This is a genomic window from Paenibacillus sp. V4I9 (genome assembly GCF_030817295.1).
GTDB lineage: Bacteria > Bacillota > Bacilli > Paenibacillales > NBRC-103111 > Paenibacillus_E.
Window position 1 is genome coordinate 669,946 of the sequence record NZ_JAUSZE010000001.1, and the last position, 16,026, is coordinate 685,971.

Annotated in this window: 19 protein-coding genes; 13 read left to right on the top strand and 6 right to left on the bottom strand. The window is 42.3% G+C overall.

Going from position 1 to position 16,026, the window contains the following annotated elements; all coding sequences use genetic code 11:
* Positions 1 to 96: 96 nt before the first annotated feature.
* From QFZ81_RS03160 to QFZ81_RS03175, 4 genes are all read right to left on the bottom strand, one after another.
* Entirely contained in the window at positions 97 to 1,137 is a 1,041-nt protein-coding gene (locus QFZ81_RS03160) for a leucine-rich repeat domain-containing protein (RefSeq protein WP_307448220.1), read from the bottom strand.
* Positions 1,138 to 1,516: 379 nt separating this feature from the next.
* Entirely contained in the window at positions 1,517 to 2,026 is a 510-nt protein-coding gene (locus QFZ81_RS03165; protein ID WP_307448217.1) for a dihydrofolate reductase family protein, read from the bottom strand.
* A gap of 45 nt (positions 2,027 to 2,071) precedes the next feature.
* Positions 2,072 to 2,257 carry an alpha/beta fold hydrolase gene (locus tag QFZ81_RS03170; RefSeq protein ID WP_307601415.1) on the bottom strand — a complete coding sequence of 62 codons (186 nt, stop codon included), beginning with the start codon at positions 2,255 to 2,257 and terminating at the stop codon, positions 2,072 to 2,074.
* Positions 2,247 to 2,966: an alpha/beta fold hydrolase gene (locus tag QFZ81_RS03175; protein ID WP_307601417.1), complete on the bottom strand. Its 720-nt coding sequence runs from the start codon at positions 2,964 to 2,966 to the stop codon at positions 2,247 to 2,249. Before QFZ81_RS03175 ends, QFZ81_RS03170 begins: the two co-directional genes overlap by 11 nt.
* 266 nt (positions 2,967 to 3,232) lie before the next feature.
* Here QFZ81_RS03175 and QFZ81_RS03180 point away from each other — a divergent pair, with 266 nt between their 5' ends.
* The 3 genes from QFZ81_RS03180 to QFZ81_RS03190 all read left to right on the top strand — a co-directional run bounded on the left by QFZ81_RS03180 (position 3,233) and on the right by QFZ81_RS03190 (position 5,474).
* Positions 3,233 to 3,574 carry a winged helix-turn-helix transcriptional regulator gene (locus QFZ81_RS03180; protein ID WP_307448211.1) on the top strand — a complete coding sequence of 114 codons (342 nt, stop codon included), beginning with the start codon at positions 3,233 to 3,235 and terminating at the stop codon, positions 3,572 to 3,574.
* A 360-nt stretch (positions 3,575 to 3,934) separates the two neighbouring features.
* Positions 3,935 to 4,810, top strand: a complete 876-nt coding sequence (locus QFZ81_RS03185; protein WP_307601419.1) for a DUF3658 domain-containing protein — start codon at positions 3,935 to 3,937, stop codon at positions 4,808 to 4,810.
* A 40-nt stretch (positions 4,811 to 4,850) separates the two neighbouring features.
* Complete coding sequence (locus QFZ81_RS03190) at positions 4,851 to 5,474, top strand: class I SAM-dependent methyltransferase (RefSeq protein ID WP_307448206.1); 624 nt, start codon at positions 4,851 to 4,853, stop codon at positions 5,472 to 5,474.
* A 63-nt stretch (positions 5,475 to 5,537) separates the two neighbouring features.
* Here QFZ81_RS03190 and QFZ81_RS03195 read toward each other — a convergent pair whose 3' ends face one another.
* Complete coding sequence (locus tag QFZ81_RS03195) at positions 5,538 to 6,029, bottom strand: hypothetical protein (protein WP_307606817.1); 492 nt, start codon at positions 6,027 to 6,029, stop codon at positions 5,538 to 5,540.
* A 343-nt stretch (positions 6,030 to 6,372) separates the two neighbouring features.
* Between QFZ81_RS03195 and QFZ81_RS03200 the strand changes: the two genes are divergently transcribed.
* From QFZ81_RS03200 to QFZ81_RS03220, 5 genes are all read left to right on the top strand, one after another.
* Positions 6,373 to 6,834: a GNAT family N-acetyltransferase gene (locus tag QFZ81_RS03200; RefSeq protein WP_307448203.1), complete on the top strand. Its 462-nt coding sequence runs from the start codon at positions 6,373 to 6,375 to the stop codon at positions 6,832 to 6,834.
* 254 nt (positions 6,835 to 7,088) lie between these two features.
* Complete coding sequence (locus QFZ81_RS03205) at positions 7,089 to 7,265, top strand: hypothetical protein (protein ID WP_307448200.1); 177 nt, start codon at positions 7,089 to 7,091, stop codon at positions 7,263 to 7,265.
* A complete protein-coding gene (locus QFZ81_RS03210) occupies positions 7,244 to 7,471 on the top strand; it encodes a hypothetical protein (protein WP_307601421.1) in 228 nt (75 codons plus the stop codon). The genes QFZ81_RS03205 and QFZ81_RS03210 overlap by 22 nt, the downstream gene beginning before the upstream one ends.
* Before the next feature lie 76 nt (positions 7,472 to 7,547).
* Positions 7,548 to 8,318, top strand: a complete 771-nt coding sequence (locus tag QFZ81_RS03215; RefSeq protein ID WP_307448194.1) for a GNAT family N-acetyltransferase — start codon at positions 7,548 to 7,550, stop codon at positions 8,316 to 8,318.
* Between the two features lie 255 nt (positions 8,319 to 8,573).
* Positions 8,574 to 9,542, top strand: a complete 969-nt coding sequence (locus tag QFZ81_RS03220; protein WP_307448191.1) for an ROK family protein — start codon at positions 8,574 to 8,576, stop codon at positions 9,540 to 9,542.
* 12 nt (positions 9,543 to 9,554) lie between these two features.
* Here QFZ81_RS03220 and QFZ81_RS03225 read toward each other — a convergent pair whose 3' ends face one another.
* Positions 9,555 to 10,604, bottom strand: coding sequence for a zinc-binding alcohol dehydrogenase family protein (locus QFZ81_RS03225; RefSeq protein WP_307448187.1), 1,050 nt, complete (start codon positions 10,602 to 10,604; stop codon positions 9,555 to 9,557).
* A gap of 128 nt (positions 10,605 to 10,732) precedes the next feature.
* Here QFZ81_RS03225 and QFZ81_RS03230 point away from each other — a divergent pair, with 128 nt between their 5' ends.
* The 5 genes from QFZ81_RS03230 to nikB all read left to right on the top strand — a co-directional run bounded on the left by QFZ81_RS03230 (position 10,733) and on the right by nikB (position 16,015).
* Positions 10,733 to 11,110: a winged helix-turn-helix transcriptional regulator gene (locus tag QFZ81_RS03230; protein WP_307448184.1), complete on the top strand. Its 378-nt coding sequence runs from the start codon at positions 10,733 to 10,735 to the stop codon at positions 11,108 to 11,110.
* Positions 11,111 to 11,163: 53 nt separating this feature from the next.
* Complete coding sequence (locus tag QFZ81_RS03235; RefSeq protein ID WP_307448182.1) at positions 11,164 to 12,063, top strand: LysR family transcriptional regulator; 900 nt, start codon at positions 11,164 to 11,166, stop codon at positions 12,061 to 12,063.
* Between the two features lie 204 nt (positions 12,064 to 12,267).
* Positions 12,268 to 13,464 carry a M20 family metallopeptidase gene (locus tag QFZ81_RS03240; protein ID WP_307448180.1) on the top strand — a complete coding sequence of 399 codons (1,197 nt, stop codon included), beginning with the start codon at positions 12,268 to 12,270 and terminating at the stop codon, positions 13,462 to 13,464.
* Between the two features lie 18 nt (positions 13,465 to 13,482).
* The gene (locus QFZ81_RS03245; RefSeq protein WP_307448178.1) at positions 13,483 to 15,033 is read left to right on the top strand and encodes a glutathione ABC transporter substrate-binding protein; all 1,551 of its coding nucleotides are present in this window, start codon (positions 13,483 to 13,485) and stop codon (positions 15,031 to 15,033) included.
* Between the two features lie 61 nt (positions 15,034 to 15,094).
* Positions 15,095 to 16,015, top strand: a complete 921-nt coding sequence (nikB, locus tag QFZ81_RS03250) for a nickel ABC transporter permease (RefSeq protein WP_307448176.1) — start codon at positions 15,095 to 15,097, stop codon at positions 16,013 to 16,015.
* The last annotated feature ends 11 nt before the right edge of the window (positions 16,016 to 16,026 follow it).

Genomic DNA, 16,026 nt, shown 5'->3' on the forward strand with positions numbered 1-16,026 from the left:
ATTTAAGTAACGGGAGTAGAGCGTGATGGATTGCCAGTGGATATGCAGTTCAAAGTTAGCTTTGGACTACTTTCCCAAGCTCTTATTCTGTAGGAATTATTTATAAATAAACTTTGACCATTCAGATGAAACTTTATTAAATTCTTTTTTTATTTCATCAAACCTATTATTTTTTCTATCGCTGCCAAATACGCATGATATTCGTTTAAGAGAAGTTTTTTTCAAGACATCAATATAATCTTCTGGTTGCATGTTGTTTGCAGATAAATGGATGAATTCCTCTAATGCAGGTGCCGATTCTAAGTTGCTAACATCCTTAAGACCTTTCATATTTTCCAGAGATATCTTCCTCAAGTTTTTTAAGTTATCGAACGAAGGCAACTTTTCAATGTTAGGTAAAGATTGTAAAAAGAGGTTTTGTAAACCGTTCAATGTGGAAATAAACCCAACATCTGATAACCCTCTAATCTGCCACAGTTCAAGATATTTAATATTCGTTAAACCTTCTATTGCTGAAAAATTATTAATCCCCCCGAGCTTTATATCCAAGGACCACATCTTCTTTAACGGGACTAAGTAATTCAAATCTGGTGTTGTTATCGACCTCAATGTTACATCTTCCAAATTTGTTAGGCCCCTGAGAACATCTATATTTTTATGTTGTCCTTCTATATAGATTTTCCTTAGCATTGTAAACCTTGATAAAGGAACTAAGTCGGGTTTCTTTGATTTTGTTGCTCCTAGAAATAATCGTTCTAAAGTGTCTGGAACTCCATTTAGAAAGTCGAAGTTTTCAAGTTTATATATACCTATCCCTAACTCCTTCAAATTTCTCAAATGGACTAAATTATGCATACCTTTTGCGTCCATTAAACAGTCTGCTGAAAATCGCTTGAGATTTGTTAAAGAAGAAATAAAGCTTAAATCGCAAGTAGAGCTGTAAAATCCATATGCACGAAGACAAATATCATTTCTGACGGAAAATAATAAATCATTAAGTAATCGGAAAGTTGCAGGGTCAACTTCATTAGAGAATTGAACAACTTTTAAAGAGTTATCAGCTGCCAGAGATTTTACTTCTTCTTGATTTAACGAATTATGAATATCAACTCTATCATTAGAAATTTGAGTGAACATATGGCACCTCTTGTGTTTAAGTATCAGGAAACATAGTATAAATGAATGTAAATCGCAATTCATTATACCATATACTGGAATACGCATGTTATTGTACCGCTCAAATTTACCCCATTATCGCTTAGAAGTGTATACCCCTTATCTGCAACCGACAAGTACTAATAACGGTCGCTCAACTACCATGAAAGAACTGATTAACTTTCATGCTCTGTGGTGCAGTGGAAGAGATGCATGGATGGCTAACGGAGAACGTTAGTTCATATTAAATATACAACGAGGCTGCCGCGGAAACGATCGACGGCCTCGTTGAACCGTAAAGATTTGATCATAGCTCAATTGCCCCACTCATACGTTTGGTGCGATCTACCTGGCTGCCGTTTTAATGACCAATCGCATAGTGCAATTGAACGACGCCGCTGCCGAGTGATTTGAAGTTCAACAATTCCACTTCTTTGTATTGGTACTTCTCCGTGTCAATCAATAGATTGAGCCCCTTCCCTTCCAGTACCGGCGCGATATTGAATATGAGCTCGTCAACAAGCCCTTGACCCAGAAAAGCATTGTGAAGGTCCGCGCCCCCCGAGATGAGGGCGGTTTGATAGCCTTTATCCTGCAGGTAGCTCAAGGCTTCGAGCGGCGAGCCGACAACCGTCACACCGGGAATTTCTTTCACGCTTGCCGATACGACGACGATATCCATGCCGGTAAAAGCACCCTCGCCTCCGCTCGCCAACATCCCTTCAAACGTACGTCTTCCGACAATGAAATTACCAGCTGCTTGAACTTGTGCCGCAAAATCGCCGAGCGCTTCCTTTTTTGGGGGATTATTCGGACTCGATTGCGCGTAGTTGCCATTGCCTGTTAGTGTTGCCCATAGAATTGTTTTCATTGGATAGCCTCCTAATAGTCGATGAAAATAAATGGTGATTATAGTTCAGCCTAGCTTTCTTGATTGCTGCGATGTCCGTTCAAGGACTCTGCGGATGGATGCGACCACCCGGTCGGGCCGATCTTCCTGCACGTAGTGGGAGGCATCGTCTAACGACTCAGTTTCGTTCGATTTCAAATAACCTTGCCATTTAGCCATCTCTTCGGGTGGAAAGCCCGCGCTATCCTTCATCCCCCACAGAATCTGTTGGCAAATTGGATAGAACCGGCAGTTTCGCCTCGATTTCCGCGAGCCACGGACGCGCTTTTCGGATCTGCCTTGGGAATACCCATGTCGGTTTCCGGGATTTTGGGGTTGGGAATGGATCGGTGTAAGCCTTTCTCAAGATATCCGTGATTTTGTCGGAATGATAGATCCCATGCGGGACAATCTTCTTGGCGAAGAAGTTTCGCCTTGTCTGCAGCCAATATCCGAAGGGCCATCCGCCCATGGCAAACGAGAATAGCTTCATCGCAGGGAGCGTGGCCGGCCATGCCCAGGTATTCATCACGACAACTCCGCGCAGGTTCTCACGGTGCCTTACGGCGTAGTTGAATCCGATCGGGCCTCCCCAATCTTGGACTACTAGTACGAAGTCTTTGAGATCCAGTCGCCGGATGAATTCGGTGACAGCCTCAGAATGCTCCTTCGGCGTATAGCCATAATCGGAAGGAGCTCGTGACATTCCGAGTCCCGGGTAATCCAATGCAATCAGACGGCATTCGCCGCTCAATTCTCTGATGACGTTCCGGTAAAGATACGACCAGGTGGGGTTTCCGTGTAGGAGAAGAATGACAGGCCCCTGCCCCTCGTCAACGTAATGAATCATGCCATCGCCATAAGGCATCCAGTGGTCCTTGAACGGATACTCCGATGCATCTACATCAAACGGTCTTTGCATTTATGCCTCCAATCTGCCGATTGTTTCAAGCAGCGTTTAAATCGTATTGAATAGTTATCTAAATATTCAGATTATTGATGTGATTCAAAGTCCTGTTAATATCGATTGAGCGCCCCGGTTGCGCGCACCACTCAGGGGTTGATATCGATATGAAGTAGAATTTTGTGTTTCGGCTCTTCAATAAGACTACAACACTGTGGTATATTTGAAAAGTAGTTACAATAAAGTGCAATAGTTTCAAAAAATGAACTATGGAGGAAACGTCAATGTTGGATCGCTCTTGTATCGAAGCCATTGATCCTTTGCTGGAAATCTTGGATGGTAAGTGGACCCTTCCTCTTCTGCTAGAGTTGTTTGTCGGCACCAAGCGATTTGGAGAGCTGCGGCGAAAGCTACACCCGATTAGCCCGAAGACGTTAACGGATCGACTGCGGGTGCTGGAGGAGAAGGGGATTATAACGCGCACGCAGTACCCCGGTGTGCCCCTGCACGTCGAATATGAGCTAACTGAGCGAGGGTGGAATCTGCAGCCTATTTTTGCGGCTATGTGGGCATGGGTTCAGGAAAATGGCATAAGTGCCGAGCGTGGGGCGGAAGAGATGGCATAGATGTGAATGTAACAGAAGCACTGATTGGGAGCGGACCTAATGATTGACACGATAGCCTCCGCTCATCTCGAAAATGCGGTAGGCTCTTTCAATTAAGTTAACACCTGAAGAAGTTGCGTTTCTGGAAGAAAAGTAACAGCCGAAAAGACGCATGTCACATCGCCTGAGGGAGATGCAACAGCTTGTTATGGTTTTTGGATGGAGGGTATAGACCAAATATCTGAATTCATTAAAAATATAAGCAGTTCAAATAGGAAAAAAATGCTATTAACGACGGGCAGATTACTTCAACGACTATTATTCGGATTAAAACGGATATAATGAGAAATAAACCATGTCATCCGTTTGGAGGAAATATTAATGAGGACTCATATTGTTTTTGGGGCATCAACCCGTGGAACGCTTAGACAAGCATTTAAAATAAATCAAATAACTGAACAAATCATAGCTATGGAAGATGACTTAATGTTGGGTCCGCTTGGAAATATATTTCTGGATAGTGTTCAATCATTTCGCCTTAATTGGTGGGAGCAAATTTTAAATGAAGAAGACAAAACCGAATATATTCCATATCTGCGTGATTCATATAAAAATTTCAGCGGATGGGCGAGTTTACTCACTGATGATGACTCGCTCTTATTTTGGGTGGGCGACAGCTCAACAGAACAAACAGGTTTTATGTGTTTATTGGCTAATTTGCCATATTCAATTCCTGTATCGTTTGTCAGCGTTTCCCAAGCTTATTACAAGAGATATGGCAAGTTCAGACCACGCTCTACTGGAGAAGTCTCACCAGAGAAATTGTTTCCGCTTATGGAAGATGCGAAAGTTATTACCCCGCATGTTTGGGATCGATATGTAACGAATTGGAAACAGCTCCTTGAGGACAACGGCATCCTTAGAATACGTAAGACCCGTCAAGTCGAAACGGTCCCCGTAGATTATTTTGACCGGGAAATAATAGACAGAGCTAAAAGAATTTCTCCGGAAAAATTTCATCTTAAAAGCGATGGTTTTTTCTATGCTGTAAGACTAGTGGGTGAAATCATCGGGCGTCAGAAACAGCGAATTGACGATGGGTTCATCGAGTGGCGAATTCGTTGCTTAATACAAAGGAATGTGTTTACATATCAGGGATCTCTCGCTTCTATGCGTTTGTATATGCTTAAGCCATTATGGATTCATAGATTTAAGTCGGAAACTTCGGAAACTATAGTTGAACAAAACAAGGAGTAGATCTGCTTGAGGTATAATCTACGATCGAAAGAGTAAGGGAGTGAATATAGCAATGGAGAAATATTGGAATCACAATACTGCATTTCACGAAGAGTTAGTTGAAAACGCAAAGGTACGCGGCGGACGAGTGCTCGACATCGGGTGTGGTGACGGATTACTACTTCAACGCCTTGCGCCTTTCGCTCAACAAGTTATCGGTATCGACCCCGATACGAAAGTTATTGAGCGTGCGCAAATGCGATTTGCTGCAACATCAAATGTGTCGCTCGTAAACGGTGACTTCCTCGCCATGCCAGTCCCTTCTCAAGAGGAACGTTATTCTACGGTCATCTGTGTAGCGACTTTGCACCATATGGAATTGAGAAGCGCACTGTTAAAAATGCGCCAAGTTCTCGCACCTGGCGGGCGGCTCCTTATAGTTGGTATAGCAGCTGACAAATCTATTATGGATTTTGTCATCTCCGGACTTCTTGTTCTCCCAATCCGTGTCATGGACCGACTTCATGGCGGGATGCAAGATCCGAGTGTTCGGATTGCAGATCCTAAAGAGTCATTAATCGAGATTCGCCAAGCGGCACATGAGGTGCTTCCAGGGGCAATTATCCGACGCCGTTTCTATTACCGTTACCTAATTTCCTGGGACAAACCGATGGTTAACCAGTAAAGAGTAGGCATTTGTGTTGTAAAAAGCGATTAAACTAAAGAGAAACGAGAGTAGAGGAGCTTACTAAGCGGGTGCTCCTCTTTTCTTCCTGCGCTTGCTAATCCATTTATTCAAAGCAGTTCCGCCTCCACCGACAGCGTGCTGCTGTTTGGTTCCTGCACTTTCAATTGCAGAGTTAGTCCCGCTCGTACTGTATCTTCCGCCTCCGCTTGCCACCTGGGTAGCCGAGGCGTTAGCGGAATTTCTGGGAAGCTTGACGATCTGATCATTAAGGACAATGACAATTTCTTTGCCGCAACGACGCGTTCCGGGCCGGGTATTGCCATGATAAAGTCCGCCATTGGCGCCCTTCAACCATTTGTTCTTAGCTGTTCCTCCGGCCCCGACGCTCTGTTGCTGCTGCGTATTCGGGGATTTAATAGCGGCGTTGTTGCCAGCAGCGCTGCTGCGGCCTGCACCGCTTGCAATTTGCGTCGTGTTGGGGGCGTTGGTAAATTGATGGTTTACGACGAACACCAGCTTGTCAATTCCAGTGATCGGCGTTCTTGCGATCATGCGTTTATTACCTTTTTCTATAATAATCGTGAGTCGGTCTGATTTCATAACCACATGCATCCTCCCCATCGGGTTTTCTTAAGTATATGTCCACATCAAGAATCCGTAAGGGATATCTGTCGGGTAGTTAAAAAAGATGTGATGCCTAGAGTGGAAAAGAAGGGAACAAACGCAGGGCACCCAAATTTGTGTTCTAATATTTCGCCTTTGCAAGCCAACTCTTTTTGAGCCAAACCTGGTTCTTCCCGCAGCAATGTAATACGGTTGCCTATTATCATGTAGTTGCCTCCAAAGTTGAATGTTTTGGAAAAATTTTGGTATAGTGAAATAAAGGAGTGTACATATGATTAGAAATATAGATATTAGCAACAAAGAAATGGCTCAAAGTGTTCTAAATGTCCAAATCCCATCATACCAAGTTGAAGCTCAACTGATTAATTTTTTTGATTTACCACCATTGAGGGAAAATATTGAAAATCTTCAACAGAGTGGCGAGAATTTTTTTGGTTATTATATTAATGACGAATTAGCAGGAGTTATATCTTATAAGATAGAAGAAAAAACTTTGGACATTCATCGTTTAATGGTTGCCCCTAATCACTTTCGAAAAGGAATCGGGAGAATACTATTACAGTTCATAGAAAAGGTTGAAAATCATATTCATGAGATCATTGTTTCAACGGGAGCCAATAATACCCCAGCTAAAAACTTATATATTGACCAGGGATTTAGTGAAATTGGAAAAATGGAAGTAACTAAAGGTTTATTTATGTCCAACTTTAAAAAGAAAATGAAGGAAATATAAAAGCTATAAAATCAGGGGGAATCCCATTTTCCTTTAATTAATGGGAACGAAAGAGCGGTTGCTTCGGCAACCGCTCTTTATTTATTCCACTGTTCAAAGGCGTGCACCCCCGCAAAAAAAGAAGTCGTTCTAAGTAACGATTCGAATAAGTTTCGTGCAAAATCACTAGAACTGTACGATTGGTTAAAAGAAGGCTGGAAAAAGGAAAAATAAGAACATCTTGGAGGAGCAGTTGCCTTCGGGTGGAATTGACAATGAATACGGACAAGTCTAAACTTGTGAACCTGTGGTTGGATAAAGAGGGATTCGACTTTCTCGGATTTCATCACCGCCGCATGCCGAAATTGTTTAAGACGGGGAAATTTTATGACTTGCGAAGTATTCCATCCAAAAAGGTGATGAAGAAGGCATGTCGAACAAATTTCTATTAAAAGTTGACTGGCATATTATTCGTAGACTGACACTGTACTGGAACAAAAAGCACAAGCGAGACCAACTGCACCCGAGAAGGGTCACCGAGTCAGTGCTTGGGGCAGCAATACTGCGCTGGGTGAAGAACATCGGAAAGCCGTATGCGGGAAAACTGCTCGTACGGTTTGATGAGGGAGGACTGGGAAACCAGTCCCCTACTCTATAATACTTTCCCTTTAATTTATGAAATGCATCATTTACTATGGAATTAATAATAGTCGCTCATGAAAGGATGGCTTGGGATGATTACAAAAGAATGTCTTATCAATGAAATTCAATATCTTATTGAAGAATATATCCACGGGCTATCTTCACCTTTTGATTCCTTCTTGGAGGAGCATATTCTAGCATCGACTTTTTACATGATCCAAGAGGGATCGAAAGTAGTAGGTTACTATGCTATTTACAATAACGAACTTCTTACCCAATTCTACATCAGCCGCCCCTACCAAATGCACTCGCAGAAGATGTTTAGCCAAGTGCTTGAACGTAATACAGTGAACTCTCTTTTCGTTCCGACCTGCGATGAACTATTTGTAAGCCTAGCGGTAGATAAGGACTTCACGATCAACAAACAAGCTTACTTTTTCCAAGATAATCAAGCAGACATAATAGTGAGTAATGTTTCAGGTGATGAATCATTTGGCCCTGCTAATTTAGAAGATCTGCAACAAATACAACAAATCTGTGGAGATTTTCTTGACCAATACGAACGGCGGATTGCCAGTGGAGAACTCTTCACCTACTATAAAGGTGCTGTGTTGCTTGGAATCGGAGTAGTTGAGAAGTCTAAGATGTTCGAAGGTTTAGCAAGCATAGGTATGTTAACTAATGAGGCATATAGAAAGCAAGGAATTGGGAGAGTCATCATTTTACAATTAAGGAAATGGTGTTATAAGCAGGGTATTAAGCCTGTAAGTGGATGTTGGTATTATAACGAAGCTTCTAAGAGGACTCTGGAGAGTGCGGGCATGGTCACGAAAACCAGACTATTGAAAATCAAAGTAACTTAAGAATGTATATTAATAAGGGGAAAATAAAATGTTCTTTCAGAACACAACGAAGCAAAATACGTTTTGAAAATAGATCGTCCGCAACAAATTATCTTGGCGGAACAATTTCTTCATACTTATCGGCACATAAATCCCACATGATCTGCCTGTGTATTTAAAGGCGTGGGAGTACTGGAAAGACATATCCCTTAATTATCCTTGACTTCATAGTTTGTGTTTTATCGGATTTGAAATTATGTGAGAGTGGAGATAGTTATGAGTAAATATGTAATTGGAATTGATCTTGGTGGAACAAATATTAAGTCCGCAATTTTCAACACGGAGTTTCAAAGAATTCACGAAAGAAGTGACCCCACGGAAGCAGCAAAAGGACCTACTCATGTGTTAAACAGAATTAAAGAAATTGTTCAAGAGATGATGTCGTTCGAAGGAATCAATCAAACTTCTATTAAGTGCATGGGTATGGGAATCCCTGGTTTACTTGATCCAGATGAAGGTCTATCCATATTTTCACCAAACTTTCCAGATTGGGAAAACATTCATGTTGTTAATCAAATGAAAAGTAATTTTGACTTCCCTGTTTTTATCGACAATGATGTGCGGGTAAATATGTATGGTGAATGGCTGTTTGGCGCAGGCATCGGTTACAAAAACTTGGTATTGATCACGTTAGGTACTGGTCTAGGATCTGGTATTGTAAATGATGGCAAGGTTTTTTACGGTACAACATCTAGCGCGGGCGAAATTGGGCATATGAATATGTACCGGGAAGGTCGCCCTTGTCGTTGTGGAAGCTCAGGCTGTCTAGGGAGATACGCGTCTGCGATAGGAATGGTTAAAACCTTTACAGACAAGCTTGAGGAAGGGCGGTCAAGTACCGTATTGCAATGGGTGGGAGACGATCGGACGGCAATTACTGCCCATATGATTTCAGAAGCATACGATCTGGGAGATTCACTTGCAATTGAGGTTATGCATGAAACAGGAAAGATTCTTGGATTCGGTCTTTCGAATGTAATCAACTTATTAAATCCAGAAGTAATTATAGTTGGTGGTGGAATGTCGGCAGCTGGTGATCGCTTGCTAAATTCAGTACGTGATACCGCCCGAAATCATGCTTTAAAGCTTTCTTCCCATGCTTGTAAGATAGAACAAGCGAAATTAGGTGGACAAGCTGGTATGATCGGGGCGGCTGCATATGCGAACAGTAAGATGCCTTCATAATCTTGAAGCTTATTAGAAGTTTTCCAGCACAATCTTTCCTATCGATCTACCTGATTCCATTTTTTCATGTACTGCACGTAGGTTTTTTGCATTAATTGGTTCTAGGCGTTCAGTTAAAGTGGTTGTTAACTTACCTTTATCGATTAAGTCGGCCAGATCATTCAGCAACTCGTGTTGTTTGATGATATCTTTGGTATGGAACATGGATCGGGTAAACATGAGCTCCCATACAAACGTGACACTTTTAGAAAAAAGCAGGTCCATATCCAAGCTTCCCGTCCAAGAGGCTTTATCTGCAGGAACGATTGAACAAATCTTACCTTGGGGTGTTATGACCTCTGCCATATTCGCAAAGTGTTGTACTGTGTCATTTAAGCAAAATATATAATCGACAGTCTCAAATCCAATAGTCTTGAGTTGCGATGCAAAATGGCTATTGTGGTTGATTGTAAAATCTGCCCCTTGATTTTTGGTCCACTGGATTGACTCTGGGCGTGAAGCAGTTCCTATTACAGTTAGACCTGCTAATTTGGCAAGTTGAGTAGCAATCGACCCTACTCCTCCTGCTGCTCCGATAATGAGTATGCTTTTATTTTTATTTTCTTCTACACTGAGATGGATTCCTAAACGATCAAATAAACCCTCCCAGGCAGTAATCGAGGTAAGCGGTAAAGCGGCTGCTTGTGCAAAATCCAAACTCTTCGGTTTGTTTCCCACAATTTGTTCATCTACCAAGTGAAATTCACTATTACCCCCTGGGCGAGCCACACTCCCCGCATAATAGATCTCATCTCCAGGTTTAAACAACTGACATTCAGGTCCAACCTGTTCCACGATCCCAGCTACATCCCAACCAAGAATTTTAGGTGATTCTTCTTCATAGTTGGTTTTCTCTCGTACGCCCAAGTCGGCAGGGTTGACAGAGATGGCTTTTACTTCCACCAGTAGATCGCGTCCAGTAGGAATCGGTTTTTCAATATACAGATCAACAAGGCTCTCCGGATTGGATATAGGGAGATATCGGTAAGCGCCGACTGCTTTCATTTTTTGGTGATTAGTCATATTTTTCTTCTTCCTTTCAAGTTGGTATATCGTACGTTTGAATTATATGTTGTATACTTACTTTAAGGAAGTACGCATAATTTTATTATATAGTACTAAAAATCATACCATTGGAGGGAGATAGGGTAATGGGAGATCGAAGAAACAAATACGGTGCTAGTCCAAACATGGCAGGATGCCCTGTGGAGACAACTCTGGACGTCATCGGGGGGAAATGGAAAGGGATCATACTCTATCATCTCATTGACGGAACGAAAAGATTTAATGAATTTCGACGTCTCAATCCGGGTATTACGCAGTTTATGCTTACATTGCAGTTACGGGAGCTTGAACGGGACGGGATCATTCATAGAGAAGTTTATAAAGAAATACCGCCCAAAGTGGAATACTCACTTACCGATTTTGGAAAGACGTTAGTACCGATCATAGTATCTATGAAAGAATGGGGGGAGATTTATAAAATCAAACTTAACGAAATTAGAACGCCACGAGGGGAAGATGCTTGAATGTTCAAATAGGTTGCCTTATATAAGTCATTGCTATATCGAGGGGGAAGTGCATGAACGAGAAGGATTGTTTGATGCTCCAAATTATTTCGGAAGAACAAAACTTAACTAAAGCAGCGGAACGCCTATATGTTACACAACCGGCATTAACTTATCGACTTCATCAAATAGAGAAAGAGTTTGGTGTCCCCATCTTTACCAAAAGCGCAAAGGGAGTTAAGCTTACCCCCGAAGGGGAGTATTTGGTTACTTACGCCAATAAAAATCTGATTGATTTGAGAAATACAAAAGATTATATCGTAAACATGCGAAATGAAGTAAAAGGCAATTTAAGAATAGGGGTCTTCAGCTATTTTGGGCTTCATAACCTTCCTCCAATTTTAAAGAATTTTATTAATGCCTACCCTAAAGTGCAGCTCAATGTGAATACGGGTTGGAGTGACGAAATATTTGAATTGCTGCTTCTTGAAGATATTCATGTGGCGATAGTCAGAGGGGAATTTCAATGGTTTGATGAAAAATATCTGATCAATGAAGGAAACATTAGCATAATATCCCAAGAGAAAATCGATGTAGATAGGCTGCCCGAATTACCTAGGATTAATTATAAAGTGCCTAAACTTACTAGCAAATCATCTACAAGTTATGTTCAATCTCATTCCTCTTTGAGCCGAACGATTGAAGATTGGTGGTATGAGAGATATACGGAGCCTCCTTTTATTACGATGCAGGTTGATACCTATGAAACTTGTAAAGAAATGGTGAAAAATGGATTGGGCTACGCCATTATTCCTAGCAATTTTGTAAGACCAGAGGATGGGTTACATCTAATCAATTTGGTGCGTAAAAATGGCGAGCCGATTATAAGAAACACTTGGATGTTGTACAGAGAGACGTCATTGCAATACACAATGGTGGATCACTTTGTCTCCTATATCAAACAAATAACATAAACCGTAAAGGGACACCGATAAACGGCGTGTTCCTTTTTTGTTTTTATGCTGATCCACGGCATCAATCTAACCTTTTGTTATTAAAAAATTTTTGGTATATAGCAAAAAAATATTAATTTTACTTATATCGTGGTGATGGTTTAAAATTAATACATGAAGTGTTAGTTAATCTGACATGCATAAATCGAAAGGCGATGACAAAAGGTGATTGAGCAATTATTACTAGCTAAAAAACACATTCAGCAAGCTGTTGACACCCGGGACCCTGAATTGCGCGAAATTGCTCTTAAGATTCATTCCAATCCGGAATTAGCCTTTAACGAGTACAAAGCGGTTCATTGGTTAACGGAGCCCCTAAAGAAAGCGGGTTTTGAGGTGGAAACGGGCATAGCGGGTTTGGAGACTGCTTTCCGCGCTTCTTGGGCAGGAAGTTCAGAAGGGCCTACAATCGCCTTGCTAGCCGAGTATGATGCTTTGCCTGAAATCGGTCATGCCTGTGGCCATAACCTGATAGGTACTGCAGCCGTTGGTGCCGCACTAGCTCTTAAAGATTGTTTTCCTGATTTCCCGGGAAAAATAGAAGTCTATGGTACTCCTGCTGAGGAAGATGGCGGCGGCAAAATCATTATGAGCGAGAAGGGTGTATTCGATCAGGTGGACGCAGCTATGATGTGCCATCCACGTCAAAGCAATATGGTGATGCGTGGAGGACTGGCTTGCGTAGATACAACATTCAAGTTTTATGGAAAACAAGCTCATGCTTCATCTGAGCCTGAAAAAGGAATCAGTGCCTTAGATGCTCTAATTAACTCCTATGTAGCCATTAATTCTTTACGTCAGTTTTTTAAGCAAGATGTTAGAATTCACGGAATTATAACAAGAGGAGGAGATGCACCTAATGTTGTGCCCGATTATTGCGAGGCGAAATTTATGTTTCGAGCTCCTACGGTTAAAGAACTGAACGTAGTAAGAGACAAAATTTATACGGTGGTTCACCACTGCTCAGAAGCAGTAGGAGCAACGTGTGAGATAAGCGAAGGTTTGATATATGCGGAAAGAAATAATAATAAATATTTATCCAGCTTATTTAAAGACAATTTAACTCTTATGGGTCTTGAAGTAACCAACCCTCCAGAAAGAGGAGGAATAGGTTCATCAGACATAGGTAATGTGGGACAAATCACAGCTACCATTCATCCGTACATTAGAATTGGTGATGTAACCCCGCATACCCCGGAATTTCGCGATGCGGCGTGCTCCGAGGGAGGCATGACGGGATTGAACCAAGCTGCAAAGGCTTTGGCAATGACCGCCTATGATTTATGTTTTGATCCAGACTCATTACGCCAAGTTCGCGATGAGTTTGTATTATGGAAGGCCAGTAATGAACGCAATAATTAATTATAGGGGGTAGTTATTTTGAAAAAAATTTCATTTATATTGTTTTTGTGCACGATGCTTGTTCTTTCCGCTTGCAGCAGTTCATCAAAATCCTCAGGAACTGATAATCAAGCCGCTGTAGAACCGAAAGATCTTGTTGTCGCTTTAGGTGCTGAACCTACGATTTTGGACCCGCAGGATAGCAATGACGCCTTATCCAACAATGCGACTGAACTCCTTTTCGACAAATTGGTTACTTTGGATAAAGAAGGAAAAATCGTACCTCAGCTGGCGAAAGAGTGGAGTACATCTACAGATGGAAAGAAAATGACGTTTAAGCTTCGTGAAGGGGTCAAATTTCAAGATGATACCCCATTGAATGCTGAAGCCGTCAAATTCAACTTTGACCGGGTTCTGAACAAAGAGAATAAGCTGAATCGATATTCGTTTTATGCTGAGTTTATCGATAAAGTGAACGCGGATAGCGAATATCAAGTCAGCTTCGATCTCAAGTTTCCGTTCGGTCCCGCTTTAACTTATTTTGCTCAAGCGGCTGGCGCTATTCATAGCCCGAAAAATCTGAAAGAGCAGGGCAAAAATATCGGTAAAGCGCCCGTCGGCGCTGGTCCTTTTAAACTGAAAGAATGGGTACCGGGCACCAAAGTTGTGTTCGAGGCCAATCCTACTTATTGGGGCGGCAAGCCGAAAGTGAAGACGATTACGTTTAAGCCGGTTCCTGAAAATGCGTCGCGTTCCATCATGCTGGAAACAGGTGAAGCTGATGTGATCTCGCCTGTCGTTCCTACAGATGTAGAGCGGCTTAAAGGGAACGACAAAGTGAATGTAATCGTTTCTCCAAGCTCTAGAACTCTTGAGTTTCCTCTAAATACTACGAAGGCGCCTTTCAATGATGTAAGAGTTCGTCAAGCCTTGAACTATGCGGTCGATAAAGACACGATTGTGAAAAAAATCTTGTCTGGATATGGTAAGGTTTCTGAGGCGGCTGTTGCAGAGCCGATCGTAGGCTATTCCTCCGTAGGTGCTTATCCTTATGATCCGGAAAAAGCCAAGCAGCTGCTTGCTGAAGCCGGTGTTAAGCCGGGAACCAAGATTATGCTGTGGACACCGGAAGGCCGTTACTTGATGGATCGTCAAATCGCTGAGTTTGTTCAAGGCAATTTACAAGCTGTTGGATTTACCGTGGAATTCCGGAAATATGAGTGGGGCACGTACAAAGGTTTAACAACCAATCCGAAGAAAGACGGTTACGACGTAATCATGGATAGTTGGGGAGCTTCAACTGGAGATGCGGACTGGGCGGCAAGACCGAATTTTGCTACAACTGGAAGCAATAACCTCTCTGGAATCACGAATGCAGATTTGGACGCGCTGCTTGATAAGGGCATGAAAACGGCAAATCCTGACGAACGTAAGAAGACTTACAGTGACGCGTTGAAAATAATTAAGGAGCAAGCCCCTTGGATTTTCGTTTTGGATAATAAGCAAATTACTGGGGTTCGCAAAAATGTAGAGGGCGTCTATAATTGGACTAACGAACGACTTATTTTGCGTGATGCTGTGAAGAAATAAGAAATCTAGATAAATGGGGGAGATGACTTACATCCCCCCATTTTCACAAGGAGGCACCAGGTTGTTTAGCTATATCATAAAGCGTATGCTGCAGATGATCCCGACCTTGATTGGTGTATCCATTATTGTGTTTATCCTGATTCATTCGGTTCCAGGTGATCCAGCCCGTTTGATAGCCGGCAATGAAGCCAGCGAGCAGGATGTAGAGCTCGTTAGGGATCGATTGGGACTAAATCAACCTTTGTATGTGCAATATGGAAGTTATGTGTATCATTTGTTAAGTGGTGACCTCGGAACATCCTTACGCTCTGACCGACCTGTTCTACAAGAGATTCTCACGCGATTCCCGACCACAATTACACTTACCGTCATGGCCATTATTATTATGGTGTTGATCGGGCTTATTGCCGGAATCGTTTCTGCCACTAAGCCGAACAGTATTTGGGATAACCTCACGATGATGTTCTCCTTGTTCGGAATATCTATGCCAATTTTTTGGTTGGGACTCATGCTAATTCTTATTTTTTCATATTACCTGCAAATCCTTCCATCCGGAGGGAATGACGGGCTTAAATATTATATACTTCCGGCGTTTGCTGTAGGCCTTTCTTCATCAGCTATCCTTGCCCGACTGACACGTTCCAGCATATTGGAAGTTATTCACCAAGATTTCGTTCGTACGGCACGCGCGAAAGGTGTTAAGGAAAAGGCCGTGATCTATAAGCATACCTTGAAGAATGCGCTAATCCCGATTATTACGGTTATCGGATTGGAATTCGGTCATTTGTTGGGGGGAGCGGTTCTTGCGGAGACGGTGTTCTCTATGAACGGGCTGGGACGCTATGTGATTCAATCCATTCAGTTTAGGGACTATCCGGCGATTCAGGGTAGTGTTCTGTTTATCGCCACCATTTTTGTCGTGGTGAACTTGATCGTCGACCTTTGCTACAGTTTAGTAGACCCCCGGGTGAGATACGACTAAGAAAGGAGCAC